The following is a 25,104-nucleotide window of genomic DNA, read 5'->3' on the forward strand; positions in this document are numbered from 1 at the left end:
CATGACGACCAAGATCCTGATTGCCGACGACGAGCCCAACATCCTGATCTCGCTGGAGTTCCTGATGAAGCGCGAAGGCTTCGAGGTGGTGCTGGCGCGCGACGGGCAGGAAGCGATCGACGCGATCGTGCGCGAGCGTCCGGAGCTCGTGCTGCTGGACGTGATGATGCCGGTCAAGACCGGTTTCGACGTGTGCCACGAGGTGCGTGCCAACGAGGCGGTGCGCGACACGCTGATCGTGATGCTGACCGCCAAGGGGCGCGACACCGATGTGGCCAAGGGCCTGGCGCTGGGGGCCAATGCGTACATGACCAAGCCGTTCTCGACCAAGGAACTGGTGCAGAAGGTGCGCGAGCTGCTCGGAGGCGCTGCATGAGCGGTCAGAAGCGGATCGACCGGCGCCTTTGGTGGCTGCTCGGCGGTGCGGCCGGGGCGTCCTTGCTGTGGCTGGCCGCAACCTTTGGCCTCATCGGGTCGGCGATGGATGCGCAGGAGCGCCAGGCGGTGCTGCAGACGGTCGGCGACCGCCTGATCCTGATTCTGTTGACGTGGGCCGCCGGCATGGCGCTGATCGGCTGGGGCCTCAAGCGTTGGTTCGACCTCTGGGTGACGCCGTCGGTGCAGCTGGCCGAGGAAGCGCAGGTGCTGCTGCGGACCGATGTGGTGCGCGAGCTCACCCCCAAGGGCAATGCCGAGACCAAGGTGCTGGTGGGGCTGTTCAATCAGCTCGTGGGGCAGCGCGAGGCGCTGCGCAATCAGATGGACGCTCGCGTGCGCGAGGCGGCGCAGGGCATCGAGCAGGAGAAGAGCCGACTGGCGGCACTGATGTCCGAGCTGACCCAGAGCGTGGTGGTCTGCAACCTGGACGGCCGCATCCTGCTTTACAACAACCGCGCGCGCATGCAGTTCCGCGCCCTGTCACAGGCGCCTGGCGTCGCCGGCGGTGCCGAGCTGATCGGTCTGGGTCGTTCGGTATACGGGGTGTTCGACCGCAAGCTGGTGGCGCATGCGCTGGAAAACATCCGCCAGCGCATGCAACGCGGTGCCAGCCAGCCCTCGGCCCAGTTCGTGACCACGACACCCGCCGGTCAGCTGCTGCGGGTGCAGATGGCGCCGGTGCGTGCGCCCTCCGTCGACCCTGCGGAAGATCGCTCGACCGAGCTGACCGGCTTCGTGCTGATGCTGGACAACATCACCCGCGAGTTCGAGGCGGAATCGGCCAAGGACCAGGTGCTGCACACGCTGACCGAGCGCAGCCGAGCGGCAATGGCCAACATGCAGGCGGCGCTGGACATGCTGGACTACCCCGACCTGGAGGCGCCGATGCGCGAGCGCTTCCTGGGCGTGCTCCGCGACGAGACACGCTTGCTGAGCCAGCGCATCGGCGAGCTCGAAAGTGGATCGGCCGACAGCCTCAAGACCCGTTGGCCGCTGGAGGACATGCTGGGCACCGATCTGGTGACGGCGTCGCTCAAGCGCATCGAATCGGTGTCCATGCCCGCCACCGCGGCCGAGGTCGATGCCTCGCTGTGGCTCAAGGTCGAGAGTTTCTCGCTGATGCAGGCGCTGGCCTACCTGTCCGGGCGGCTGGCGGACGAGTTCGAGGTGCGCTTTGTGCAGCTGCGGCTTCAGTCGGCGACCGGTTCGGCCGACAAAGCATGGCTGGACCTGATCTGGAGTGGTCAGGCGATGAGCACCGAGACCGTGATGAGCTGGGAGATGGACCCGATGAAGGTCGCCGGTGAAGCCCTGCGCCTGACCGTGCGCGATGTGGTCGAACGGCACAACGGCGCGTTCTGGTTCGAGCGCGAGCGCATCCGCCACCAGGCTTTTTTCCGCTTCCTGCTGCCCCTGGCCAATCCGCAGGAGCAGGCAGAGTCGGCGGCGTTCGCGGCGGGCGACAGCCGGCCCGAGTACTACGACTTCGACCTCTTCAAGACCACCGAGCAGACGCGATCGATGGACGACCGCCTGCTGACGGACCTTGTCTACACAGTGTTCGACACCGAAACCACCGGCCTGAACCCCGCGCAGGGCGACGAGATCATCCAGATCGGGGCCGCGCGCATCGTCAACCACAAGCTGCTCAGGCAGGAGTGCTTCGAGCAGCTGGTCAACCCCCGGCGCCTGATTCCGCCGGCCTCGATCCCGATCCACGGCATCCAGCCCGAGATGGTCATGGGAAAGCCCACGATCGACCAGGTGTTGCCGGCCTTTCATGCCTTCGCGCAGGACACGGTGCTGGTGGCGCACAACGCGGCGTTCGACATGCGCTTTTTGCAGCTCAAGGAAAAGGTCGCCGGGGTCGTGTTCGATCACCCGGTGCTGGACACGCTGCTGCTCTCGGCGGTGGTCCATCCCAACCAGGACTCGCACAAGCTGGAGGCGATTGCCGAACGCTTCAACGTCACCGTGGTCGGCCGGCACACCGCGCTGGGCGACGCCATGGTGACCGCCGAAGTCTTCGTCAAGCTCATCCCGCTGCTGGCCGAAAAAGGCATCCACACGCTGGGCCAGGCGCGCGAGGCGGCGCAGAAGACGTACTACGCCAGGATCAAGTATTGACCCCCCCGCGCCGCCTGCGGCGTCACCCCCCAGGGGGCGGCACTGGCGGCCCGGCAAAGCCGGTTCCGCGGTGCCCTGGAACCAACTCCCCCTCGACACCCAGACCCTTTCTCCGGAGTGCGTGACCGATTCGAGGATGCGGTGGAACCGGCTTCGCCGGGCCACTCGCATCGCCCCCTGGGGGGTGACGCGCCGCCAGGCGCGGCGCGGGGGGGTCAGAATCTCCCGGCCTGGTACCGGTGCCCCAGTGCCTTCTGCATCGACTGCACCACCACGAACGCGTCCTTGAGCTGGGTTTGCTCGAAGTTGGAGAGTTCCTCGGGGCGCAGGTGGTTGTCGGGCGAGATGCCTGCGTTCATCTGCCGCGTCTGGTGCTGCAGACGCAGGAAGGCGAGGAACTCCAGCGCGTCCTGCAGGTCGCGCGCGTTCTTTTCGTTCAGTGAGCCGCTGGCGTTCGCGGCGCGCAGGCGGTCCTGGGTGTTGACGTCTTCGTTACCACCGGCCAGCGCGTAGACGCGCGCCATGTCGACGACCGGTACCACCCCGTGGTGCTTGAGGTCGACCGTGCCCTTGTGTTCGCCACTGCGTACGGTGGCGATGCCCTTGAACATGCCCAGCGGTGGCTCGCGCAGCAGGGCGTTGCCAACGAGATGGGCCAGGAAGATGGTGTTGCCGCGTGTGCGCTGCAGCACGTGGCGGCGCACGGCGCTGAGCAGCTCGCCGTTGCCGTGGATGGCGCGCATGTCGAAGAACACGCAGGTCAGCATCAGCGCGGTAGGGTCGGGCTGGCTGGTCCACTCGGTGAAGTACTCGATCCAGCGCCGGCGCGGCTGGCGCCACTGGTCGGTCATGGCCATCATCTCGCCCGGGCAGTAGACGTAGCCGCAGGCGTTCAAGCCGTCGCACACGAACGTCGCCAGTGACTTGAAGTATTCGCCGTGGGTCGCCTCGTCATAGGCGTCGTCAAGGACCATGCAGTTGTCCTGGTCGGACTTGGCAGTTTGTTCGCTGCGGGCTTGCGAGCCGGCCGCGACCCAGACGTAGTCGACCGGCGGCGGTCCCAGTTTCGCTTCGCCGAGTTGCAGCAGGCGTGTGGTGATCGCGTCGGTGATGGTGGTGATGATGCGGCCAGTGTTGTCGGCCGAGGCCTGCGCCGCCGCAAGACTCAGCTGCAGGCGTCCGATCTTGCCGGCGGCGGCCTGCAGTCCTTCGACGGTGGACTGCTTGTAGATGTCGCCCGCGAGGTAGACCGCCGAGGTGCTGTGCTGCTCGGTCAGGTCGGTGGCGGTGATCATGCCGGCGATCTGCTGCCCGTCAAGCACCGGCACATGGTGGATCGCATGGCGGGCCATCAGCAGCAGGGCGTCGAAGGCCGGCGCCCGCACATCGACACTCATCGGCGCCAGCGTGGCGATGTCGGCGATCGGTCGGGCGGTGTCCAGCCCGGCCGCGATGACGCGGTTGCGAAGGTCGCGGTCGGTGATCAGGCCGAACAGCAGGTCCTGCTCGACGATCAGCACCGACGACACGCGCTGCTCGCTCATGATGCGCGCTGCCTCGCGGATGCTGGTCTGTGGCGAGAGCGTGATCGGCGCGCGCCGGATCAGCGCCCGCACCGGGGTAGTCATCAGGTTCAGAGCGGGGTCGCTGCCAGACAGGCGCACGGTCTGCGCGCTGTTGGCGGTCGCACCGTTTCCAAGCAGATACGCCATGCCCGGCGACCCCTCGCACCATGCCTGCAGCGTGGCGGCATCGAAACGGGCGAAGGAGACCTGGCCCTTGGCCAGCGCAGCATGGACCCCCGCAGCGCCAGCATGATTGGCCCCGAACAGGTCGTTCGCGCGCAGCGCCAGAACGGGCTCGCCGTCGGCGTCCAGCAAGGCACATTCACCCTCGATCAGCCAGTACAGGTCGGTCGCCAGCTGCTGCTCGTCGGCCAGACGCTCACCGTTGGCGGCGGATAGCACCGTCAATGACGGTGCCAGCGCCTCCCTGGTCGCCGGAGGCAGAAGCCCGAGCACCCGGTGTGACCCCATCAATGCAGCCAATGGCGTGGTGGTTCCTTCAGGGTGATGCATGCTCGATGTGTTCGGGGGCAAAACGGCCATGCTACACCCGCGGTGCAGACGGGCTGCGGGTTTACCCTGTCGGTGTTTGACCGGACCGGGATCGCGTGCGGGTGCTTTGTAAGCGGTTGGTAAGATGCCAAAACAGAATGGGCTGACTTTGACGCGATGCTTACATGTTGACCCTCATCACCACCGTCAAACTGGTCGTCGAAATTGCTCTCATGGCACTGCTCGCACAGTGGGTGCTGGGACTGATCGCCGGACCGCGCAAGGACAGCAACCTCTTCTATCAGTTGCTCCAGCAGGTGGGTCGCCCCTTCGTCCTGCTGGTCGGCCGGCTGACTCCCCGCTTCGTGCTGCAGCGCCACCATCCCCTGGTGGCGTTTCTGATGCTTGGCTTCGTCTGGGCGCTCGTGACGGTCGCCAAGATTTCCCATTGCCTCTCGGTCGGGGTCCAGCTGTGTCGTTGAAGGCCAGCCTGGCCGGCTGGTGCATGCGCTGGCAGGTCCGCCTCTGGTTGGTGGCCGGTCAGAAGTCGCGGGCCAGCGACTGCCTGACACAGCGCCTGGCCGTGCAACCGGACGACCGCTATGCGCTGGCTTCCCTGGCGGTCCTGCAGGCCGGGCAGGGCAACCGTGCAGGCGCCGTGCAAACGCTCGAACACCTCGTGCGGGTGGCGCCCGGGCTGGCGACGGCCTGGTTCAATCTCGGCTTCCTGCTGGAGACCATGGACCGGCTGGAGGACGCCGAAGCCGCTTTCCGCCGTGCGACCGACATGGATCCCGGGCTGGACCGGGCATGGTACGGACTGGGCATTTGCCTGATCCGGCTGCGCCGCTTCGACGGGGCGGTCGAGGCGCTGCGCCGGAACACGGCGCTGCAGCCGATGAGTCCGTTCGGCTGGTACCAGCTCGCGCGGGTGCATGCGGACCGGCAGGAGCCGGAAGAGGCACTGCGGATCATTCGCCACCTGCGCGGATTCGAGCCGCGGGTGGCGGCGCAGCTGGTGCGAGAAACCGGCCTTGGTCTGCCGGGCGCATCCGCCGATGGGGCCGTGGCATGTCCCTGAACCGTCAGGTAGCGCAGAGAGGTCGGTGCCGTGGAGCCCAGTGAGAGCCGCCGCCACTACTGGCGCAAGAACCTCGCCGTCATCGCCGTGTTGATGGTGATCTGGTTCGTAGTGACCTTTGTCGTGGGCTACTACGCGCGCGAGCTCAGCTTCAACTTCTTTGGCTGGCCCTTCAGCTACTGGGTGGGCGCGCAAGGGGCACCGGTGGTGTACTGCCTGATCATCGGCTTCTACGCCTGGTACATGCACCGCCAGGATGTTGGTCACGACGTGGACGAGGACGAAGAGTGACCCGGGTGTCGAAAAAGGCGTTCAAGCAACAGCTGGACAAGGTGTACTCTTGGTACACGATCGGCTTCTTCGTTTTCGTGGGGACCCTCGCTGCGCTGGAGCAGGTCGGCCTGTCTCGGGAGTGGATCGGCTTCATCTTCCTGCTGGCCACCGTGGGCCTGTACGCCGCGATCGGCATCATGAGTCGCACCACCGACGCGGCCGAGTATTACGTGGCCGGCCGGCGCGTGCCGGCGGTCTACAACGGCATGGCGACCGGCGCCGACTGGATGTCGGCCGCCTCGTTCATCGGCCTGGCCGGCACGCTCTACCTGACGGGTTACGCGGGGCTGGCGTTCATCATGGGCTGGACCGGCGGCTACTGCCTGGTGGCGCTGTTTCTCGCGCCCTACCTGCGCAAGTTCGGCCAGTACACGATTCCCGACTTCCTCGGCGAGCGCTACGGCGGCAACCTGCCGCGATTCATCGGCATTGCCGCGGCCATCCTCTGTTCGTTCACCTATGTGGTTGCGCAGATCTATGGCGTGGGCCTGATCACCTCCCGCCTGACCGGCGTGGCCTTTGAACTGGGCATCTTCCTTGGCCTGGGGGGGATCCTGGTCTGCTCGTTCTTGGGCGGCATGCGCGCCGTGACCTGGACCCAGGTCGCGCAATACATCATTCTGATCGTGGCCTACATGATCCCGGTCGTCTGGTTGTCGGTGAAGCAGACCGGCGTGCCGGTGCCGCAGGCGGTCTACGGTTTCCAGCTGGAAAAAGTCACTGCCAAGGAGAAGCTGCTCACCAACGATCCCAAGGAACTGGAGGTGCGCGAGATCTACCAGAAGCGCGCCGCCGAACTGGACGCCAAACTCCGTCACCCGGCGGTGGCGCTGGCCGCCGACCGAGCGGCCGCCCAGGCCCGGCTGGCCGAGGTGCGTGCAGCGAATGCCCCGATGGGCAAGATGGCGGCGGCAGAGAAGGCTCTGGCGGCCGTGCCCAAGGACGAGTCTTCTGCCATCGCCGAATGGACCCGGATCAAGGCGCTGGCGGAAACCAAGTCGCGGCCGCTCAACGGCATGCCTGCCCATTCGGCCCAGTTCTCGGGCGACCCTCAGGGCAGCGAGCCGGAACGCAAGGCCTTCAACGATTCGCGCCGCAATTTCCTGGCGCTGATCTTCTGTCTGATGGTCGGCACCGCCGCTTTGCCCCACATCCTGATGCGCTACTACACGGTGCCCAGCGTGCGCGAAGCCCGGCAGTCGGTGACATGGTCCCTGTTCTTCATCTTCCTGTTGTACGTGACCGCGCCGGCGCTGGCGGTGATGGTCAAGTACGAGGTGTTCCATGTGCTGATCGGCACGCCCTTCGACCAGTTGCCGCAGTGGGTGGCCGCCTGGAACAAGGTCGACCCGACCCTGCTGTCGCTGACCGACGTGAACCGGGACAACATCCTGCAGCTCAACGAGATGACGATCGGTGGCGACATCGTGGTGCTGGCCACACCCGAAATTGCCGGGCTGCCGTATGTGATCTCCGGGCTGGTCGCCGCCGGTGGACTGGCCGCTGCCCTTTCCACGGCCGACGGCCTGCTGCTGACCATCTCCAGCGCCCTGTCGCACGACCTGTATTACAAGATGATCGACCCCAACGCCTCGACCGCGCGCCGGGTGACGATCTCCAAGATGCTGCTGCTGATCGTCGCCCTGCTGGCCGCCTACGTGGCAGCGCAGAAGCCGGCCGACATCCTGTTTCTGGTGTCGGCGGCGTTTTCGTTTGCGGCGGCTGCGTTCTTCCCCGCGCTGGTGCTGGGCATCTTCTGGAGGCGCGCCACCGGCATCGCTGCTTCGCTGGGCATGATCGCCGGCCTGGCCATGACCACCTACTACATGGTGATGAACCAGCCCTGGCTGCGCGGCATCTTCGGTGTGACCCGCCCCGTGCACCTCTGGTGGGACATTCAGCCCATTTCGGCCGGTGTTTTTGGTGTTCCGGTGGGATTTCTGGTGATCATCCTGATCAGCCTGTTCACCCACACACCCAGCCGGAAATCCCAGGAGCTGGTCGAGCACGTGCGCTACCCCAATCTGAAGATGAACTGATCCGACGGGAAATTTGCTAGAATCATGGGCTTCGCCTTGCCGCACCCCGTGTTGACGCCGGGGGTGGCTATTCATCAGAAACCGTGTTCCCCCGGGGATACGGCCTCATCCACAAGGAGAGTCCATGCGTCATTACGAAATCGTTTTGCTGATCCACCCGGATCAAAGCGAACAAGTTCCGGCCATGCTGGAGCGCTACAAGGGCATGATCACCACCGGTGGTGGCAAGATCCATCGCGTTGAAGACTGGGGCCGCCGCCAGCTGGCTTACCAGATCAACAAGCTGTCCAAGGCCCACTACCTGTGCGTCAACATCGAAGCCGACCAAGCCGTGATGGGCGAACTGGAACACGCGTTCAAGTTCAACGACGCCGTGCTGCGCCACCTGACCGTGCAGAAGAAGAAGGCCGAAACCGGTCCTTCGAGCATGATGAAGGCGGTCGAGCGCGAGGAAGCCCGCAAGCTGGCTGCGCCCGAGCAGCGTGAAGGCCGCGAATCCCGCGAGCCTCGCGAACAGCGCGCCGAGGCCTGATCCCGGAGCGTGACATCGCCAGCGGGCATCAACCGGTTTGAAGTGGCGGCCACGGTGGTGCAGGTCCAGAGCCTGCGCTACACCCCGGCCGGCATCCCGGCAGTCAATCTCGTGCTGGAGCACGAATCGACCGTCGTCGAACTGGATACCCCGCGAGCCGTGAAACTGCAGATTCGCGCCGTGGCCTTCGGGGCACTGGCCGAAACCCTCTCAAGGCAGAGCCTTGAAATGGCAGGCAGGTTTCAGGGATTCATGGCGAATGCGCGCAACGGCAAAGGCGTTGTGTTCCATATCCAAGATTTCAGCAAGACATAGGAAAGGCCCATCATGGCTGCACCGAAACGTTTCAACAAAGACAAGCGCCCCAAGCGCAACACCCAATCGCTGCTGTTCAAGCGCAAGCGCTTCTGCCGCTTCACCGTCGCCGGTGTGGAAGAAGTCGACTACAAGGACGTGGACGTCCTGCGCGATTTCATCTCCGAAAACGGCAAGATCATTCCCGCCCGCCTGACCGGCACCCGCGCGATCTACCAGCGCCAGGTGACCACCGCCATCAAGCGCGCCCGCTTCCTGGCCATGCTGCCGTACAGCGACCAGCATCGCGTCTGATAGGGAGATTCACATGCAAATCATTCTGCTCGACAAAGTTGTCAACCTCGGTTCGCTGGGTGATGTGGTCAAGGTCAAGGACGGCTACGCCCGCAACTTCCTGATCCCGTCCGGCCGTGCCCGCCGTGCTACGCAAACCGCCGTGGCCGAATTCGAAGCCCGCCGCGCCGACCTGGAAAAGGCCGCTGCTGCCAAGCTGGCAGAAGCTCAGGCCCTGGGCGAGAAGATCGCTGGCGTGAACCTCAAGCTGAGCCAGAAGGCCGGCGTGGACGGTCGCCTGTTCGGCTCCGTCACCAACCACGACGTGTCCGAAGAGCTGACCAAGCAAGGCTTCGCCGTGGCCAAGGCCCAGGTGCGCATGCCCAACGGTCCGCTCAAGACCGTCGGTGAGTACACCGTCAGCGTGAACCTGCACACCGACGTCACGGTCGACGTGGCCGTCACGGTGCTGGGCGAAACCGCCTGATCCCCCGGACGGCACCAGCCGTCCTGAAAAAGGCCGCTGCCTTCGGGTCAGCGGCCTTTTTGTTTCTGTCAGGCACTTATCCCGTCGGTTCCCCAGGCTGTGCACGTGTTGTCCACAGACTTGTCCCATGACAGCATGGGGGGGGCGGCGTACCATTTCAGGATTCACAGGAACGCCATGGCCACCGTCTTTCCCTCTTCGCTTTCTTCCTTCGATGCCGGCATGGATGAGGCCGGTTTCGGTGCCGACCAGCAGCTCGCGCAGCTGCGCGTACCCCCGCATTCCATCGAGGCCGAGTCCAGCGTGCTGGGCGGACTGCTGCTGGACAACGGGGCCTGGGACCGGGTCGCGGACCTGATCAACGACTCGGACTTTTACCGCTACGAGCACCGCCTGACGTATTCGGCGATCGCAACGCTGGTCAACGCCAGCAAGCCGGCGGACGTGGTGACGGTGTACGAACATCTGCAGAACCTGGGCAAGGCAGACGAGGCGGGAGGCCTGGCCTACCTGAACTCCCTGGCGCAGTACGTGCCCAGTGCCGCGAACATCCGGCGCTACGCGGAGATCGTGCGCGAGCGCGCCATCCTTCGCAAGCTGGTGACCGCCAGCGACGAAATCGCGACCGCGGCCTTCAATCCGCAAGGGCGCCCGGTGGCCAAGATCCTGGACGAAGCCGAGCAGAAGGTCTTCAAGATCGGCGAGGAAGGCTCGCGTATGAAGGATGGATTCCAGAGCATGGACACCCTGGTGGTGGACCTTCTTGACCGCGTGCAGGAGATGGCCGACAACCCCAACGACATCACGGGGGTGCCGACCGGCTTCATCGACCTGGACCGCATGACCTCGGGTCTGCAGGCGGGTGACCTGGTTGTGCTGGCGGCGCGTCCTTCGATGGGCAAGACCGCGTTCGCCATCAACATCGCCGAGCACGTAGCGCTCAACGAGGGACTGCCGGTGGCGGTGTTCTCGATGGAAATGGGGGCGGCCCAGCTCGCGGTGCGTATCGTCGGCTCCATCGGCCGCATCAACCAGGGCCACCTGCGCACCGGCAAATTGACCGACGACGAGTGGCCGCGCCTGACCGAAGCCATCGAGAAGCTGCGCACCATCTCGCTGCACATCGATGAAACCCCGGGCCTGACGCCCAGTGAACTGCGCGCCAATGCCCGGCGACTGGCGCGGCAGTGCGGCAAGCTCGGCCTGATCGTGGTCGACTACCTGCAGCTGATGAGCGGCTCCAGCACTTCGGGCGGTGACAACCGCGCCACCGAGCTGGGTGAGATTTCGCGGGGCCTGAAGATGCTGGCCAAGGAGTTGCAGTGCCCGGTGATCGCGCTGTCGCAGCTCAACCGCTCGGTGGAACAGCGCACCGACAAGCGCCCCATGATGTCCGACCTGCGCGAATCCGGCGCCATCGAGCAGGATGCGGACATCATCATGTTCATCTACCGCGACGAGTACTACAACAAGGAAACCTGCAAGGAGCCGGGTGTGGCCGAGATCATCATCGGCAAGCAGCGTAACGGGCCGACCGGGACTTGCAAGCTGGCTTTCCTGAACATGCTGACCCGGTTCGAAACGCTGGCGGGTGGCGGAATGGGCGGCAGCGACTACTGATCAGGCAAGCACCCGCTTCTTCCAAGCAAAAAGCCCGACCTTGTCGGGCTTTTTGCTGGCAGAGCCGGTCTCAGAGAACTTCTGAGGCGAAGTCCGCCAGCCGCGAGCGCTCCCCGCGAGCCAACGTGATGTGGCCGCCGTGTGGCCAGCCCTTGAACCGGTCCACCGCGAACGTCAGGCCCGACGAACCTTCGGTCAGGTAGGGCGTGTCGATCTGAGCTAGGTTGCCCATGCAGATGATCTTGGTGCCCGGGCCGGCGCGTGTGATCAGCGTCTTCATCTGCTTGGGCGTCAGGTTCTGTGCCTCGTCGATGATGACGTACTTGTTCATGAAGGTGCGGCCGCGCATGAAGTTCATGCTCTTGACCTTGATGCGGCTGCGGATCAGCTCGTTGGTCGCAGCGCGGCCCCACTCTCCGGCGCCGCCGGCATCTCCCTTGGCCAGGAACTCGAGGTTGTCGTCCAGCGCACCCATCCACGGCCCCATCTTTTCTTCCTCGGTCCCGGGAAGGAAACCGATGTCCTCGCCCACGCTGACCGTGGCGCGGGTCATGATGATCTCGGTGTAGCGACGGTCGTCCAGCACCTGCGTCAGGCCGCTGGCCAGGGCCATCAGGGTCTTGCCGGTGCCGGCCGTGCCGGCCAGCGTCACGAAATCGATCTCCGGATCCATCAGCAGGTTGAGAGCGAAGTTCTGTTCGCGGTTGCGGCTGGTGACGCCCCAGATGGCGTTCTTCAGGTGGGTGTAGTCCTTGAGCGTCTTGAGCACCGCGGTCTTGTCGCGGATTTCGGTGACGCGGGCATACAGCGACGGTTCGCCCGGTGCCTCGAAGTAGACGAACTGGTTGATGTGGAACTGGGTCACGGCCGGGCCGCTGACCCGGTAGAACGTGTGACTGCCACTCTGCCAACTCTCGATGGTCTTGCTCTGGCGGGTCCAGAAGTCCTGCGGCAGGGCAAGGGCGCCAGAGTACAGCAGTTCGCCGTCGTCCAGCGTCTTGTCGTTTTCGTAGTCTTCGGCGGCCAGACCCAGGGCGCGGGCCTTGACCCGCATGTTGATGTCCTTGGACACCAGGATGACTTCCCGCTGCGGGAACTTGTCTCGCAACGCATGGACCACGCCCAGGATCTGGTTGTCGGCCTTGCCCTTGGGCAGGCTGGACGGCAACTCGTCGTGCAGCGGTTCGGTCTGGAAGAACAGCGTGCCTCGTGCGGCCAGGTGGCCGGTGGCCGAGAGCTTCAGGCCCTTGGCCATGTCGCCACCAGTCTGGGCGGCGAGTGCATCGAGCGTGCGGCTGGTCTGGCGCCCGTTGCGGGCCACTTCGGTCATGCCCTTCTTGTGACCGTCCAGCTCTTCCAGCACGATCATCGGCAGGAAGATGTCGTGTTCCTCGAAGCGGAACAGGCTCATCGGGTCGTGCAGCAGCACATTGGTGTCAAGAACGAACAGGCGGGTCGGGCCAGTCGGGGTCGACGCCGTGCTGCGTCCGCGCCGGGCCGGTGCGGGTTGGGGCGCCTTGGCGACCACCGGAGCCTGTACCGGCACTGGTGTCGGTGCCAGGACCACAGCCGGCTCCGGCGACCGGACGACCGGCGCGGGGGCTGGTGACGGGGCTGTGGCCGGTTTGGCCGTTCCTTTGCCGCCGTCTTTTCGTTTGCCATTGGTGCTCGTGCGTGCAGCGGCGGCTCTGGGGCCAGCCTCTGCCTGCCGTGCCATCGGAGCAGGCGCGGGGGGCGCAAGGTCTTCAAAGTGGTCGTCGCTGGATTTCAGGCTGTATGCCTCAGGGGCAAGCAGGGCGGCACGTTTGGTGGGGGCGGGAGGCAGTGGCATGTGGCAGTGGTTCAGCGCGGACCGGAAAATGAAAAAGCCGCCAGGAAAACCGGGCGGCTTTGCATGAAGCGAGGCAAACGGCAGAGGGTTGGTTCAATCGGTCTGACCTGGGTCATGAACCCATTATGCACGACTGAAACGACGCGTCCGTGGCGTTTTCAGGCGGCCTTCTTCAGGGTCTTGACGGCCTTGAGGACTTCCTCAACGTGGCCCGGCACCTTCAGGCCGCGCCACTCCTGCTTGAGCTGGCCGTCGGCACCGATCAGGAACGTGCTGCGCTCGATGCCCTTGACCTTCTTGCCGTACATGATCTTGTTCTTGACCACGCCGAACATGTGACACATCTTTTCTTCGGTGTCGGCGATCAGCTCGAACGGCAGTTCCAGCTTGGCCTTGAAGTCGTCATGCGACTTCATGTTGTCGCGCGAGACGCCGAACACCTGGGCTCCGGCCTTGACGAAGTCTTTGTACTTGTCGCGGAACTGCATCGCTTCGGTGGTGCACCCAGGGGTATTGTCCTTGGGGTAGAAGTACAGCACCACTGTCTGGCCCACGTGCGTCTGGTTGCTGACCTTGATGCCACCGGTGGCCATGGCTTCAAATTCGGGAATGGGTTTGTTGACAACGACTGCCATGCTGCGTGGACCCCTGACGTAGGTTGGTGGTGATGCGTTGGTCTTCCCGTCGCCCTCCCTGGGCAACGGCCACTCTGCGGTGACCGGAGGAAAACAATCGGCTATTTTACCCTGAACACCGCACTTCCCCGCTCTTCGAGGGGAAAGAAGCGTCCGCCAGGCGTCATCAGATCGTCCGCAGGGGTGTCAGTTCTCGATCAACAGTGCGGCCATGACCCGGCGGCCCTCACCGGCCAGGATGTTGAAGGTCCGGCAGGCGGCGCCGGTGTCCATGGTTTCCACGCCGATCCGACGCTCGATCAGCGGCCGAAGCAGGGAAGGGGGCACGAAGCGCAGGCGCGTTCCGCTGCCGAAAATCACCAGTTCCGGAGTGGCAGCACTGTCTTCGATCAGTCCGGCAAAGTGCTCCGCCGTCAACGCTTCCAGCCGCGCGACGTCCCAGCGGCGCACGGTGCCGCCCGAGCCGATCACGAGGCTGGTGGCATGGCGTTCTCCGTTGACGGCGATCCAGCCGTCTCCGTAGGCGGTGACAGACAGCTGGTCGGGTTTGTCGGCGTGCAGCTTCATGGGTAGTCGGGAGGCGTCCGGTCGCGGCGTCTGCCCGGTGAACTGTGGTCAAATTGAGGGTTTCCCCAGAGGGGCTGCGCAATATAGCGCACCCGTTGTTGGCGCAACCGCGTCTCCTGCCTGTCTGACCTGTCCGGAGGGACTTTGAAAACCATCCAGAAATCCGCCAAGCTGGCCAATGTGCTGTACGACGTTCGTGGCCCGATCGTCGAAGCGGCCAAGCAGATGGAGGACGAAGGCCAGAAGATCATCAAGCTGAACATCGGCAACCTGGCGCCGTTCGGCTTCGACGCTCCTGAAGAAATCCAGCAGGACATGATCCGCAACCTGCCCAATTCGGCAGGCTATTCGGACAGCAAGGGCATCTTTGCGGCCCGCAAGGCGGTGATGCACTACACCCAGCAGCAGGGCGTGGCTGGCGTGACGCTGGAAGACATTTACCTGGGCAATGGTGCCAGCGAACTGATCGTGATGGCGGCCAATGCGCTGCTGGACAACGGCGACGAGCTCCTGGTGCCCTCGCCCGACTACCCGCTGTGGACGGCGGCCACCAGCCTCTCGGGCGGCACGCCGGTGCACTATCGCTGCGACGAAGCCAATGGCTGGCAGCCTGACCTGGCCGACATGCGAGCCCGGATCACGCCGCGCACCAAGGGCATCGTCGTCATCAACCCGAACAACCCGACCGGCGTGCTCTACAGCGACGAGCTGCTCAAGGGCATCGTGGCGCTGGCGCGCGAGTTTGGTCTGGTGCTGCTGGCCGACGAGGTGTACGACAAGGTGCTGTACGAGGGCGTGACGCACACGGCCATGGCCAGCCTGTCGACCGACGTGCTGACCCTGACGTTCAACTCGCTGTCCAAGGCCTACCGCTCCTGTGGCTACCGCGCCGGCTGGATGGTGATCTCGGGTCCGAAGGAAATTGCCAAGGACTTCATCGAAGGCCTGAACATGCTGGCCAACCTCAAGCTCGGCTCCAACGTGCCGGGCCAGTGGGCGATCCAGACGGCGCTGGGCGGTTACCAGAGCATCAACGACCTGGTCAAGGAAGGCGGACGCCTGCGCCGCCAGCGCGACCTGGCCTACGAACTGATCACCGCGATTCCGGGCGTGACCTGTGTCAAGCCGCAGGCGGCGCTCTACATGTTCCCGCGGCTGGACCCCAAGGTCTATCCGATTGCGGACGACCGCCAGTTCTTCATGGAAGTGCTGCGCGCCACCCGCGTGATGCTGGTCCAGGGCTCGGGCTTCAACTACCCGGACAACCAGCATTTCCGCATCGTGTTCCTGCCGCACGAAGACGACCTGCGCGAGGCGATCAACCGGCTGGCGCGGTTCCTGGAGGGCTGGCGCCAGCGCCACGGCACCTGAAGCGAGCATCAATGCGCGGGCGGCCTTTCATCAATCGAAGGTCGCATTCCCCGCACCATGTGAGGGGAGCCTCGCACCCAAGTTTTTTTCTGAAGTGACACAAGCATGAAACCGATCCAAGTAGGCCTGCTGGGCATTGGCACCGTGGGCAGCGGCACGTTCAACGTGCTCCGACGCAACCAGGAAGAGATCCAGCGCCGTGCCGGTCGCGGCATCGAGATCACCATGGTGGCCGACCTGGACGTGGCGCGTGCGCAGTCCGTCGTCGGCCCGGACGTGAAGGTGGTCAACGACGCAAGCGCCGTGATCGCCAACCCCGAGATCGACATCGTGATCGAGCTGATCGGTGGCTATGGCATTGCCAAGGCGCTGGTGCTCGAAGCGATCGCCGCCGGCAAGCACGTGGTCACCGCCAACAAGGCGCTGCTGGCCGTGCACGGCACCGAAATCTTTGCCGCCGCGTCGGCCAAGGGCGTGATGGTCGCCTTCGAAGCCGCCGTGGCCGGTGGCATCCCCATCATCAAGGCGCTGCGCGAAGGCCTCACCGCCAACCGCATCCAGTGGATCGCCGGCATCATCAACGGCACGACGAACTTCATCCTGTCCGAGATGCGTGACAAGGGGCTGGACTTCGACGTGGTGCTCAAGGAAGCCCAGCGCCTGGGCTACGCCGAGGCCGACCCGACCTTCGACATCGAGGGCGTGGACGCGGCGCACAAGGCGACGCTGATGAGCGCGATCGCCTTCGGCATCCCGGTGCAGTTCGACAAGGCCTATGTAGAAGGCATCACCAAGCTGGGCGCAGTGGACATCCGCTACGCCGAGCAACTGGGTTACCGCATCAAGCTGCTGGGCATCACCAAGCGCACCGCCAAGGGCGTGGAACTGCGGGTGCACCCCAGCCTGGTGCCGGCCAAGCGCCTGATCGCCAACGTGGAAGGCGCGATGAACGCCGTGGTGGTGCACGGCGACGCCGTGGGCACCACGCTCTACTACGGCAAGGGCGCCGGCAGCGAACCCACCGCTTCGGCCGTGATTGCCGATCTGGTGGACATCACCCGCCTGCACACCGCCGACCCGCTGCACCGCGTGCCGCACCTGGCCTTCCAGCCCGACGCGATGAGCGACGTGGCCGTGCTGCCGATGAGCGAGGTGGTGACCAGTTACTACCTGCGCCTGCGCGTGGCCGACCAGGCCGGCGTGCTGGCTCAGGTGACGGGCCTGCTGGCCAGCGCCGGCGTGAGCATCGATGCCGTGCTGCAGCGCGAAGCCGACGAGGTGGGTGGCGAGGGTTCGACCTCGACCGACCTGATCATCCTCACGCACGACACGCGCGAAGGCACGATGAACGAAGTGATCGCACAGATGCAGGGGCTGCCTTCGGTCCTGGCGCCCATCACCCGCATCCGCAAAGAAGAACTGAACTGAGATGCTGTACCTGTCGACCCGCGGCCACCCGGACCGCAAGCGCTTCTGCGAAATCCTGCTTGAAGGCCTGGCGCCCGACGGCGGTCTGTACCTTCCCGAGGCCTATCCCCAGGTCGACGCCGCCACCCTGACGCGCTGGCGCGCGGTGCTGGCCGAGCAGGGCTACGCGGCGCTGGCCTTCGAGGTGCTGTCGCTCTACATCGACGACATCCCGGCCGCCGACTTGAAGGCGCTGTGCGCCGAGACCTACACGGCGGACGTTTTCGGCACGAAAGAGATCGTGCCGCTGACGAAACTGGAAGACGGCCTGCAGCTCGAAGCACTGTCCAACGGCCCGACCCTGGCCTTCAAGGACATGGCGATGCAGCTGCTGGGCAACCTGTTCGAGTACGAACTGGCGCGCCGCGGCGAACAGCTCAATATCCTGGGGGCGACCAGCGGGGACACCGGCAGCGCGGCCGAATACGCGATGCGCGGCAAGCAGGGCGTGCGCGTGTTCATGCTCAGCCCGCACGGCCGCATGAGCCCGTTCCAGCAGGCGCAGATGTTCAGCCTGATGGACGCGAACATCCACAACATCGCCGTCGAAGGCGTGTTCGACGACTGCCAGGACATCGTCAAGGCGGTGAGCAACGACCTGGATTTCAAGCGCAAGTACAAGATCGGCACGGTCAACTCGATCAACTGGGCCCGGCTGCTGGCGCAGGTCGTCTACTACTTCGCCGGCTATTTCTACGCCACGAAGTCCAACGATGAAAAGGTGAGTTTCGCCGTGCCTTCGGGCAACTTCGGCAATGTGTGTGCGGGTCATGTGGCGCGCCAGATGGGCCTGCCGATCGGGCGCCTGATCGTGGCGACCAACGAGAACGACGTGCTCGACGAGTTCTTCCGCACCGGCACCTACCGCGTGCGCGGCAGCGCCGACACCTACGAGACGTCCAGCCCTTCGATGGACATTTCCAAGGCGAGCAACTTCGAGCGTTTCGTGTTCGACCTCTTGGGCCGCGACGGTGAGCGCACGAAGAAGCTGTTCGACGACGAGCTGCGCCTGCATGGCCGCTTCGACCTTGGCGCCGATCCGCTGTTCGCGAAGGCCGCCACGCAATACGGCTTCGCCAGCGGCAAGAGCACGCACGCCAACCGGCTTGCGACCATCAAGGCCACGCACGAAGCCTTCGGCGTGATGATCGACACCCACACCGCCGATGGCGTGAAGGTGGCGCGCGAGTTGCGCACGAACGGCGAAAACGTGGTGGTGCTGGAAACCGCGCTGCCAATCAAGTTCGCCGAGACCATCCGTGAAGCGCTGGGCCGCGACCCCGCGCGCCCGGCCAAGTTCGACGGCATCGAAGCCTTGCCCAAGCGGGTGCAGGTGATGGGGGCGGACGTGGTCGCAGTCAAGCGTTACGTCACAGACCATTGCCCGGTCTGAAGCCGCGCGGCGTTTGTCCATGAAAGTCGTCGGTTTTGCAGGTTTCTCCGGGGCAGGCAAGACCACCCTGGTCGAGCAACTGATCCCTGCGCTCCGGCGGCGTGGGCTGCGGGTGTCGGTGATCAAACATGCCCACAAGGGTTTGGACGTCGACCACCAGGGCAAGGACACCTGGCGACACCGGGAGGCCGGCGCCTACGAGGTATTGGCGGTGTCGCCGGAGCGGCTGGTGCTGCAGCGCAGCTTCGAGCAGGCCGGTGAGCGCACTGTCCACGAGGTGCTGCCGGCGCTGCACCCGGGTGTCGACTGGGTGCTGGTGGAAGGCTACCGGGACAGCGACCTGCTCAAGATCGAGGTCTGGCGACCGGGGATCGACCGGCCCGCCCGCTATCCCGACGACCCCTTCATCGTGGCCATAGCGACCGACACACCGCTTCAGTTGCCCGAGCCCACCCTGCGCCCGGTGCTGGAACTGAACAATGCCGACATGGTGGCAGCCTGGCTGGTCGACAATGGCGGCCGATTCGACTACGTTCCAGAAGCCTACCGCTGAGCCGCTCTGTGCGGCCGGACCCCGAACATGAATGCTCCGCAACCCGCCCGCAAACCCCTGATGGCGCTGGACGCCGCGCTGGCTGACCTGCTGGGCCGTGTGGCTCCACTCGCCGTCACCGACACCGTGGCCACGCTGCAAGCCGATGGCCGCGTGCTGGCCGCCGAGCTGGTCTCGGCGCTGCACGTGCCGCCGCAGGACAACTCCTCGATGGACGGCTACGCCGTGCGTGTGGCCGACGTCATTGAGAAAGGCGTGGTGCTGCCGGTGAGCCAGCGCATTCCGGCCGGCCATCCCGCGCAGCCGCTCGAACCCGGCACCTGCGCCCGCATCTTCACCGGCGCGACCGTTCCGCCCGGAGCCGATGCAATCGTGATGCAGGAGGATACGCGCGAGGTCGGCGGCGACTTTCACGCGGTGCACATTGACGCAGTGCCCGCGACAGGCCAGTGGATCCGCCGCGCGGGCGAAGACGTGACCCGTGGCGCCGTGGTGCTGCCGCGCGGCACACGACTCTCGGCCGCCAGCCTGGGGCTGGCCGCGGGTATCGGTTCTGCGCAACTGCGTGTGACGGTCAAGCCGCGCGTGGCGCTGTTCTCCACCGGCGACGAACTGGTCATGCCCGGTGAAGTCCCGCCGGAGCAGATGAAGCCCGGCGCGATCTACAACAGCAACCGCTTTTTCCTGCGCGTGCTGCTGGAGCGCCTGGGCTGTGAGGTCAGCGACCTGGGCATCGTTCCCGACCAGCGTGAAGCGACCCTGGCCGCGCTCAAGACCGCGGCCGACCACCACGACCTGATCCTCACCAGCGGTGGCGTGTCGGTCGGTGAAGAAGACCACATCAAGCCTGCGGTGCAGCAACTGGGCAGCCTGGACCTGTGGCAGATCGCCATGAAGCCGGGCAAACCCTTTGCCTACGGCACGGTGCGGCGCGACGCGGGGGCGGGCGCCGATGCGATTGGCCATTGCCATTTCATCGGCCTGCCGGGCAACCCGGTGTCCAGCTATATCACCTTCCTGCTGCTGGTGCGGCCGTTCCTGCTCAAGCTGCAGGGCGCTGCCGAATCCGTGTACCAGCCGCCATTCCGCGCCATGAAGCTGCGCGCCGACTTCGACCTGCCGCGCGCCGACAAGCGCCGCGAATTCCTGCGGGTGCGCCGCAACGAAGCCGGTGGCCTGGACCTGTTTCCCAACCAGAGTTCGGGCGTGTTGACCTCGACCGTCTGGGCCGACGGCCTGGTGGACAACCCGGCCGGCAGCACCATCGCCCGGGGTGACCTCGTGAACTACATCGCTCTTTCGGACCTGCTCGCATGAAGATCCAGCTGCGTTATTTCGCCTCCATCCGCGAAGCCATCGGCAGCGGCAGTGAAACCCTCGAAACTGCGGCGGCGACCCTGGCCGCGCTGCGCGACGAACTGGTTGCCCGTGGCGGAGCGCACGCCGAGGCGCTGGCGCGCGGCCGTGCGGTGCGCGTGTCGCTGAACCAGACCATGGCCGACGAGTCCGCCGCCCTGTCCGACGGCGCCGAAGTCGCCTTTTTCCCGCCGGTGACGGGAGGTTGAAGATGGGCTCCGGAACCTTCCCGCGCGTCAGCATCCAGTCCGAGGACTTCGACCTGTCGGCCGAGGTCGCCCGCCTGCGTGCCGATGAAAAAGGTGTGGGCGCGGTCTGTACCTTCGTGGGCACCGTGCGGGATCGCAACGATGGCCAGTCGGTGTCGACGATGGAGCTGGAGCACTACCCGGGCATGACCGAAAAGGCCATCGAGCAGATGATCGACGAGGCGCACCGGCGCTTCGACATTTTCGGCGCGCGGGTGATTCATCGCGTGGGTCTGCTGCAGCCACTGGACCAGATCGTGCTGGTGGCCGTGACCTCCGCGCACCGTGGCGAGAGCTTCCAGGCCTGCGAATTCCTGATGGACTACCTGAAGACCCAGGCCCCGTTCTGGAAGAAGGAGCAGACGCCCGAAGGCGCGCGCTGGGTGGACGCACGGGTCAGCGACGACGCCGCGCTGGCCAAGTGGGGCATCGTGGCGAGCAACGCCTGACCCACCTGTCTGACGCGTCCATGAACCTGAGCGCTACCGACATTGAAGCCATCGAACGGGCCACACTGACGGCGGTTGCTCCCGAGCAGGTGCAAACCATCGATGGCTGGTTGCTGCCGATGGACACTGGCACCGTGGGCCGCGCGCACAGCGCCGTGCCGTTGCACCACGGCGTGCACGATCCATCCCGCATCGAGACCGTCGCGCAGCGTTACCGAGGCGCCGGCCTGCGGCCTGTGTTCCGCCTGCCGGACGTGCCGGCTTTCGAGGCCTGGTGGCCAGCGCTGGCCGCACGCGGCTTCCGGCGCGAACAGCCGACGCTGACGCAGACCGGCGTACTCGACGGCCTGCTGGCGCTTGCCGGCGAAACCGGGGGCGTCTCGCTGGACGCACGCCCCGATGCCGACTGGATGGCGATGTTTCTCGGCGAAGGAATGGACCCGGTCGACGGAGCCAGCCGGTCGAAGGCGCTGTCGCGCGCCGACGGCACACTGTTTGCCAGCCTGCGCGAGGGCGGGCAGACCCTGGCCTGTGGCGCGGCCTGTTACGCGCAGGGCTGGCTGAGCATGCACGGCCTGCGCACCGCGGCCAGCCAGCGCGGTCGCGGTCTGGCCGGCCGGATGATCCGCGCGATGGCGCTGGAAGCGCAGCGCCGCGGCATCGCCCGGGCCTTCCTGCAGGTGGACGGAAGCAATGCACCGGCGCTGGCGCTGTACCGCCGCGCCGGCATGGCGACGGCCTGGTCGTACGCCTACTGGCGCTGAAGCGCGCGCAGGGCTTCAACAACCCGCAGGGGACGTTCCCGCTGGATATAGTGCCCCGCGTCGCCGACGGTCTGCAGTTGTGCGCCCGGGATCAGGCGCAGCCAGTCCTGGCGCAGGCGGTCGAGCATGGGCACCATGGCCTGTTCTTCCGGGCGGCGCTGCCCGCTGGCGAGGATGGTGGTCGGGATCACTCTGCCGCCGGATGGTGCGACCTGGTCCAGACAGAGCGACTGCGCATCGAACTCGCCGCGGTCCGCCTGGCTGAACAGCGTGGTCCGCACACCTTTCATGAGCAGCGCGAGATCGGGGTGCTCCTGCTGCAGGCTGCGCCAGTGGTCGGGGTGCGTGGGGTCGATCAGCACCACGGCCGCGACCTCTTCGGGGTACCGGCGCAAGTAAGCGAACTGGTACAGGCCGCCAAGGGAGTGGCCCACCAGGATATATGGCGGTGGCAGGCCGGCCCGCTGCAGCAGCGCGCGCTGTTCGGCGGCGATGGTGCAAGGATCGCGGGGTGCAACCGTGAGCGGATGCTGGCCGCGTCCCGGCCGGTCGTACCGGAACACCTTGTGCGTCGGCTCAATCAGCGCCGACAGGTCTTGCCACACCTCCTGACCATCCCCCAGGCCGCTTTGCAGCACCACGACCGGGCGTCCCCGACCGCTGACGGTGGCAATGGCGGTCAGCGCCGGCTCCACCGCCAGCGTGGAGGCCGGAGCCGCACAACCGGTCAGCCCGGCGAGCAAGATGGCGGCGCAGGCCGCGCCGAGGCTGCTCATGCGTGTCATGGTTGGGTGCGCACGAACCGCAATCCGGAGGCTTCGAAGCCGGGCTGGCCATCGATCTTCTGCAGACGCACCACGTCGCCGTGGTCGGCGAGGCCGCGCAGCGCCCGGGCCTCGCGATCGGACACGATCTTGACCGGCAGGAATTCTTCCTCCCCGCCTTCGATCTCGGCCATGTGCACCCGTGCAATCAGCGCCTGGTGGTCCAGGTACAGGGTGATGCTCTCCACCGGAACGGGCGTGCCGCCCTGCATCGGTGCCGCCGGCCGGTAGGTGCCGAGCCAGCCCGCGGCCAGGGTCTGGTCCTGCGGCGTGATGCGCTCACCCAGCAGCAGTTCCTGTCCACCCGACCGGGCCACCAGCAGCTCGCGCCCCTGCACCTGCCGCCGAAACAGGGTGACCTGCTCCAACGCGCCAATGGACAAGGGCAGCAGACCCAGCAGCTTGTACCGCAGGCCCGCACTGCCGTCGGCGCCGGGCAGCAGGCTCAGCACCTGGCTGCCGGTGTGGGCGAGCAGGCTGTTGCCGCTGCGCTCCACCCGGGCGTGGCCGGCGATGGTGGTGTAGTGGCCTTCCCAGGTCCGCATCTGCGCCTCGGTCCAGCCGGTGGGCAGGGGTTCGAAGCCGGGCGCCGGCGGCGGCTGGCGGATGCCTTTCTTCGCTTCCAGCACCATGTCGAGGGCGCGCTTGGCCACGGTGTCCACCAGTGTGCTGGTGTTCGCCGAGTTGGACGCGACGATGACGCCCAGCCGATGCTCCGGCAGCAGATACATCTGGCTGCTGTAGTGCGGCGTGGCGCCGCCGTGGTGGGCCACCAGGCCGGCATTGCGCAGCGTGTCCGGACCGATCGAGTTGAGCATCCAGCCCAGGCCGGTGCGCATGTCCATGTCCAGCGGGTTGCCGGGGTTCTGCACCCGCAGCATCTCGGCCAGCGAAGCCGGTGTCAGCAGCGTCTGGCCGTCGCGTGTCTTGCCGTTGGCGAACACCATCATCATGAAGCGGCCCATGTCCTGCACGCTGGCGTTCAGGCCGCCGGCCGGCATGTCGCGCAACGACGGTTCATCGGCTGGCTGACCTCTCTTGTAGGGTCTGGCCGCTGTGGCGGGCAGGGCGGTCGAGAAGCTGGCGGTGCCCATGCCCAGCGGCGTCAGCACCCGACGCTGCAGAAGGCGGTCGAACGGCTCCTGCGCGACCTGCTCCACCGCCGCACCGAGCACGGTCATGCCCACGTTCGAATAGGAAAACAGCAGTCCGGCCGGATAGCTCTGGTCGTCGGGTTGCAGCGACATCACCATGTCGCGGAACGGACCCACCTGCCGGCCCCACATGCCCTGGCCCACGTCGCGCGTCAGACCGGCGTGGTGGGACATCAGGGTGCGCGGGGTGATGGCGGCCTGTCCCGGCGGCGGGTTCACGCGAAAGCCGGGCAGGGCGGACTGGATCGGCGCATCCAGCGACAGCCGCCCGTCCTGCGCCAGCTGCAGCGCGGCCAACGTCGTGAACAGCTTGGAGATCGACCCCATGCGGTACACGGTCTGGTCGGTGGCGGGCAGCTTCTTTCCGGCATCGGCCCAGCCAAAGCCCTTGGACCACAGCACCCGCTGGTCGTCGACGATGGCGATGCTCAGCCCGGTAGCTTTGTCGGCGCGCATGCCGGCGTCGATCATCGATTCGAGGTGCTTCCAGACAGCCTGCTCGTCGCCCATTGCAACCGAGGTCGGCCGGGGCGGCATCGGGCTGCTGCAGCCAGCCAGCAGTGCTGCGCCGATCAGCAGCGCTGGCGGGCCTTTTCGCCACGCCGGAGAGTGGCGGTCAGGTGCGCGGTTCATGCCCGCCCCCTCAGAAGCTGATGCCCACGCCGGCCGTCAGGCCCTGGACGGTGACGCCGTCTTTCTTGCGGTAGCGCATTTCGTCCAGCGTGAGCGTGACGTTCGGGTGGACGCGGTAGCTGGCGCCGATGCCGTAGGCGAAGGAGCCGGCGCGGTCGGTGGTGCCATCGGCCTTCGTCACCTTGGTGCGTGCATAGCCGATGCGGCCTGTGATCTCGAAATCATTGCCCAGGCCGAGGATCTTGGGTTTGACGAAGACGCCCATCATCTGGTTGATCTTGGGTGCACCGCCGCCGGTGCCCATGCCCAGCATGCCTTCGACCGACAGCTGCGGGTGCAACTCGTATCCGACGACGTTGCGCACCATGCTTTCGCTGGAGGTGCGGCTGCCGGCCACCTTCAGGTCGAGGTCCGAGTAGCCGATCTCTCCGTAGAGGCCGCCGGCGTGGGCGGTGTTGAAGGTCATGGCGGCCATGGCGGCTGCGGCGAGCGGGGTCAGGTATTTCATGGGAAGCCCTTTCGTGGTTGAAACAGGGCGCCAGTGTCGGAGCGCCAAC

The 25,104-nt window shown here is 65.9% G+C and carries 26 protein-coding genes; 19 read left to right on the top strand and 7 right to left on the bottom strand.

What is annotated here, in order from left to right:
- Position 1 precedes the first annotated feature (1 nt).
- Positions 2-376: a response regulator transcription factor gene (locus ACLIJ1_RS03770; RefSeq protein WP_411364138.1), complete on the top strand. Its 375-nt coding sequence runs from the start codon at positions 2-4 to the stop codon at positions 374-376.
- Positions 373-2,565 carry an exonuclease domain-containing protein gene (locus tag ACLIJ1_RS03775; protein WP_411364139.1) on the top strand — a complete coding sequence of 731 codons (2,193 nt, stop codon included), beginning with the start codon at positions 373-375 and terminating at the stop codon, positions 2,563-2,565. The genes ACLIJ1_RS03770 and ACLIJ1_RS03775 overlap by 4 nt, the downstream gene beginning before the upstream one ends.
- A 215-nt stretch (positions 2,566-2,780) precedes the next feature.
- Here ACLIJ1_RS03775 and ACLIJ1_RS03780 read toward each other — a convergent pair whose 3' ends face one another.
- Entirely contained in the window at positions 2,781-4,643 is a 1,863-nt protein-coding gene (locus tag ACLIJ1_RS03780) for a putative nucleotidyltransferase substrate binding domain-containing protein (RefSeq protein WP_411364140.1), read from the bottom strand.
- Between the two features lie 164 nt (positions 4,644-4,807).
- On the opposite strand from ACLIJ1_RS03780, the gene ACLIJ1_RS03785 reads away from it, so the two are divergent.
- From ACLIJ1_RS03785 to dnaB, 9 genes are all read left to right on the top strand, one after another.
- Positions 4,808-5,104, top strand: coding sequence for a hypothetical protein (locus ACLIJ1_RS03785; protein WP_411364141.1), 297 nt, complete (start codon positions 4,808-4,810; stop codon positions 5,102-5,104).
- Positions 5,095-5,703, top strand: coding sequence for a tetratricopeptide repeat protein (locus ACLIJ1_RS03790; protein ID WP_411364142.1), 609 nt, complete (start codon positions 5,095-5,097; stop codon positions 5,701-5,703). The genes ACLIJ1_RS03785 and ACLIJ1_RS03790 overlap by 10 nt, the downstream gene beginning before the upstream one ends.
- A 30-nt stretch (positions 5,704-5,733) precedes the next feature.
- On the top strand, positions 5,734-5,994 hold the full coding sequence (locus ACLIJ1_RS03795; RefSeq protein WP_411364143.1) for a DUF4212 domain-containing protein: 261 nt from the start codon (positions 5,734-5,736) through the stop codon (positions 5,992-5,994).
- 5 nt (positions 5,995-5,999) lie between these two features.
- Positions 6,000-8,075, top strand: coding sequence for a sodium:solute symporter family protein (locus ACLIJ1_RS03800; protein WP_411364144.1), 2,076 nt, complete (start codon positions 6,000-6,002; stop codon positions 8,073-8,075).
- A 124-nt stretch (positions 8,076-8,199) separates the two neighbouring features.
- Entirely contained in the window at positions 8,200-8,607 is a 408-nt protein-coding gene (gene rpsF, locus ACLIJ1_RS03805) for a 30S ribosomal protein S6 (protein WP_411364145.1), read from the top strand.
- Between the two features lie 9 nt (positions 8,608-8,616).
- Complete coding sequence (gene priB / locus ACLIJ1_RS03810; protein ID WP_411364146.1) at positions 8,617-8,922, top strand: primosomal replication protein N; 306 nt, start codon at positions 8,617-8,619, stop codon at positions 8,920-8,922.
- Between the two features lie 12 nt (positions 8,923-8,934).
- The gene (gene rpsR, locus ACLIJ1_RS03815) at positions 8,935-9,216 is read left to right on the top strand and encodes a 30S ribosomal protein S18 (RefSeq protein WP_066154570.1); all 282 of its coding nucleotides are present in this window, start codon (positions 8,935-8,937) and stop codon (positions 9,214-9,216) included.
- A gap of 13 nt (positions 9,217-9,229) precedes the next feature.
- Positions 9,230-9,682, top strand: a complete 453-nt coding sequence (gene rplI / locus ACLIJ1_RS03820) for a 50S ribosomal protein L9 (RefSeq protein ID WP_411364147.1) — start codon at positions 9,230-9,232, stop codon at positions 9,680-9,682.
- A 222-nt stretch (positions 9,683-9,904) separates the two neighbouring features.
- Complete coding sequence (gene dnaB, locus ACLIJ1_RS03825) at positions 9,905-11,302, top strand: replicative DNA helicase (RefSeq protein ID WP_411364780.1); 1,398 nt, start codon at positions 9,905-9,907, stop codon at positions 11,300-11,302.
- 70 nt (positions 11,303-11,372) lie between these two features.
- Here dnaB and ACLIJ1_RS03830 read toward each other — a convergent pair whose 3' ends face one another.
- The 3 genes from ACLIJ1_RS03830 to ACLIJ1_RS03840 form a co-directional block, all read right to left on the bottom strand.
- On the bottom strand, positions 11,373-13,133 hold the full coding sequence (locus ACLIJ1_RS03830; protein ID WP_411364148.1) for a PhoH family protein: 1,761 nt from the start codon (positions 13,131-13,133) through the stop codon (positions 11,373-11,375).
- 158 nt (positions 13,134-13,291) lie between these two features.
- Entirely contained in the window at positions 13,292-13,768 is a 477-nt protein-coding gene (locus ACLIJ1_RS03835) for a peroxiredoxin (protein ID WP_411364149.1), read from the bottom strand.
- A 186-nt stretch (positions 13,769-13,954) separates the two neighbouring features.
- Positions 13,955-14,335 (bottom strand): Mth938-like domain-containing protein, encoded by a 381-nt coding sequence (locus ACLIJ1_RS03840; RefSeq protein ID WP_411364150.1) that lies wholly within the window; start codon positions 14,333-14,335, stop codon positions 13,955-13,957.
- A gap of 144 nt (positions 14,336-14,479) precedes the next feature.
- Between ACLIJ1_RS03840 and ACLIJ1_RS03845 the strand changes: the two genes are divergently transcribed.
- From ACLIJ1_RS03845 to ACLIJ1_RS03880, 8 genes are all read left to right on the top strand, one after another.
- Positions 14,480-15,706, top strand: coding sequence for a pyridoxal phosphate-dependent aminotransferase (locus ACLIJ1_RS03845; protein WP_411364151.1), 1,227 nt, complete (start codon positions 14,480-14,482; stop codon positions 15,704-15,706).
- A gap of 105 nt (positions 15,707-15,811) precedes the next feature.
- Positions 15,812-17,134 (top strand): homoserine dehydrogenase, encoded by a 1,323-nt coding sequence (locus ACLIJ1_RS03850; RefSeq protein ID WP_411364152.1) that lies wholly within the window; start codon positions 15,812-15,814, stop codon positions 17,132-17,134.
- Position 17,135: 1 nt separating this feature from the next.
- Complete coding sequence (thrC, locus tag ACLIJ1_RS03855) at positions 17,136-18,566, top strand: threonine synthase (protein WP_411364153.1); 1,431 nt, start codon at positions 17,136-17,138, stop codon at positions 18,564-18,566.
- Positions 18,567-18,585: 19 nt separating this feature from the next.
- Positions 18,586-19,119 carry a molybdopterin-guanine dinucleotide biosynthesis protein B gene (mobB, locus tag ACLIJ1_RS03860; protein ID WP_411364154.1) on the top strand — a complete coding sequence of 178 codons (534 nt, stop codon included), beginning with the start codon at positions 18,586-18,588 and terminating at the stop codon, positions 19,117-19,119.
- Between the two features lie 27 nt (positions 19,120-19,146).
- Entirely contained in the window at positions 19,147-20,436 is a 1,290-nt protein-coding gene (gene glp / locus ACLIJ1_RS03865) for a gephyrin-like molybdotransferase Glp (RefSeq protein ID WP_411364155.1), read from the top strand.
- On the top strand, positions 20,433-20,684 hold the full coding sequence (gene moaD / locus ACLIJ1_RS03870; protein ID WP_411364156.1) for a molybdopterin converting factor subunit 1: 252 nt from the start codon (positions 20,433-20,435) through the stop codon (positions 20,682-20,684). The genes glp and moaD overlap by 4 nt, the downstream gene beginning before the upstream one ends.
- A 2-nt stretch (positions 20,685-20,686) precedes the next feature.
- Positions 20,687-21,172, top strand: a complete 486-nt coding sequence (moaE, locus tag ACLIJ1_RS03875; protein ID WP_411364157.1) for a molybdopterin synthase catalytic subunit MoaE — start codon at positions 20,687-20,689, stop codon at positions 21,170-21,172.
- A 20-nt stretch (positions 21,173-21,192) separates the two neighbouring features.
- On the top strand, positions 21,193-21,936 hold the full coding sequence (locus tag ACLIJ1_RS03880) for a GNAT family N-acetyltransferase (protein WP_411364158.1): 744 nt from the start codon (positions 21,193-21,195) through the stop codon (positions 21,934-21,936).
- Here the strand turns inward: ACLIJ1_RS03880 and ACLIJ1_RS03885 are convergent.
- Genes ACLIJ1_RS03885 through ACLIJ1_RS03895 form a run of 3 tightly spaced genes read right to left on the bottom strand, consistent with a single transcriptional unit; the run spans position 21,924 to position 25,055 of the window.
- Positions 21,924-22,712: an alpha/beta fold hydrolase gene (locus ACLIJ1_RS03885; RefSeq protein ID WP_411364159.1), complete on the bottom strand. Its 789-nt coding sequence runs from the start codon at positions 22,710-22,712 to the stop codon at positions 21,924-21,926. The genes ACLIJ1_RS03880 and ACLIJ1_RS03885 overlap by 13 nt on opposite strands.
- A 5-nt stretch (positions 22,713-22,717) precedes the next feature.
- Positions 22,718-24,547: a serine hydrolase domain-containing protein gene (locus ACLIJ1_RS03890; protein WP_411364160.1), complete on the bottom strand. Its 1,830-nt coding sequence runs from the start codon at positions 24,545-24,547 to the stop codon at positions 22,718-22,720.
- A 10-nt stretch (positions 24,548-24,557) separates the two neighbouring features.
- Positions 24,558-25,055 (bottom strand): outer membrane beta-barrel protein, encoded by a 498-nt coding sequence (locus ACLIJ1_RS03895; protein ID WP_411364161.1) that lies wholly within the window; start codon positions 25,053-25,055, stop codon positions 24,558-24,560.
- Between the last annotated feature and the right edge of the window lie 49 nt (positions 25,056-25,104).

Source organism: Hydrogenophaga sp. RWCD_12 (genome assembly GCF_046604225.1).
Lineage (GTDB): Bacteria > Pseudomonadota > Gammaproteobacteria > Burkholderiales > Burkholderiaceae_C > Hydrogenophaga.

Bases quoted from the DNA above. Each gene is read 5' to 3' on its own strand.
- ACLIJ1_RS03770 (WP_411364138.1), top strand. From the start codon at position 2: ATGACGACCAAGATCCTGATTGCCGACGACGAGCCCAACATCCTGATC.
- ACLIJ1_RS03775 (WP_411364139.1), top strand. From the start codon at position 373: ATGAGCGGTCAGAAGCGGATCGACCGGCGCCTTTGGTGGCTGCTCGGC.
- ACLIJ1_RS03780 (WP_411364140.1), bottom strand. From the start codon at position 4,643: ATGCATCACCCTGAAGGAACCACCACGCCATTGGCTGCATTGATGGGG.
- ACLIJ1_RS03785 (WP_411364141.1), top strand. From the start codon at position 4,808: ATGTTGACCCTCATCACCACCGTCAAACTGGTCGTCGAAATTGCTCTC.
- rpsF (WP_411364145.1), top strand. From the start codon at position 8,200: ATGCGTCATTACGAAATCGTTTTGCTGATCCACCCGGATCAAAGCGAA.
- rpsR (WP_066154570.1), top strand. From the start codon at position 8,935: ATGGCTGCACCGAAACGTTTCAACAAAGACAAGCGCCCCAAGCGCAAC.
- rplI (WP_411364147.1), top strand. From the start codon at position 9,230: ATGCAAATCATTCTGCTCGACAAAGTTGTCAACCTCGGTTCGCTGGGT.
- dnaB (WP_411364780.1), top strand. From the start codon at position 9,905: ATGGATGAGGCCGGTTTCGGTGCCGACCAGCAGCTCGCGCAGCTGCGC.
- ACLIJ1_RS03830 (WP_411364148.1), bottom strand. From the start codon at position 13,133: ATGCCACTGCCTCCCGCCCCCACCAAACGTGCCGCCCTGCTTGCCCCT.
- ACLIJ1_RS03835 (WP_411364149.1), bottom strand. From the start codon at position 13,768: ATGGCAGTCGTTGTCAACAAACCCATTCCCGAATTTGAAGCCATGGCC.
- ACLIJ1_RS03840 (WP_411364150.1), bottom strand. From the start codon at position 14,335: ATGAAGCTGCACGCCGACAAACCCGACCAGCTGTCTGTCACCGCCTAC.
- ACLIJ1_RS03850 (WP_411364152.1), top strand. From the start codon at position 15,812: ATGAAACCGATCCAAGTAGGCCTGCTGGGCATTGGCACCGTGGGCAGC.
- thrC (WP_411364153.1), top strand. From the start codon at position 17,136: ATGCTGTACCTGTCGACCCGCGGCCACCCGGACCGCAAGCGCTTCTGC.
- mobB (WP_411364154.1), top strand. From the start codon at position 18,586: ATGAAAGTCGTCGGTTTTGCAGGTTTCTCCGGGGCAGGCAAGACCACC.
- glp (WP_411364155.1), top strand. From the start codon at position 19,147: ATGAATGCTCCGCAACCCGCCCGCAAACCCCTGATGGCGCTGGACGCC.
- moaD (WP_411364156.1), top strand. From the start codon at position 20,433: ATGAAGATCCAGCTGCGTTATTTCGCCTCCATCCGCGAAGCCATCGGC.
- moaE (WP_411364157.1), top strand. From the start codon at position 20,687: ATGGGCTCCGGAACCTTCCCGCGCGTCAGCATCCAGTCCGAGGACTTC.
- ACLIJ1_RS03880 (WP_411364158.1), top strand. From the start codon at position 21,193: ATGAACCTGAGCGCTACCGACATTGAAGCCATCGAACGGGCCACACTG.
- ACLIJ1_RS03885 (WP_411364159.1), bottom strand. From the start codon at position 22,712: ATGAGCAGCCTCGGCGCGGCCTGCGCCGCCATCTTGCTCGCCGGGCTG.
- ACLIJ1_RS03890 (WP_411364160.1), bottom strand. From the start codon at position 24,547: ATGAACCGCGCACCTGACCGCCACTCTCCGGCGTGGCGAAAAGGCCCG.
- ACLIJ1_RS03895 (WP_411364161.1), bottom strand. From the start codon at position 25,055: ATGAAATACCTGACCCCGCTCGCCGCAGCCGCCATGGCCGCCATGACC.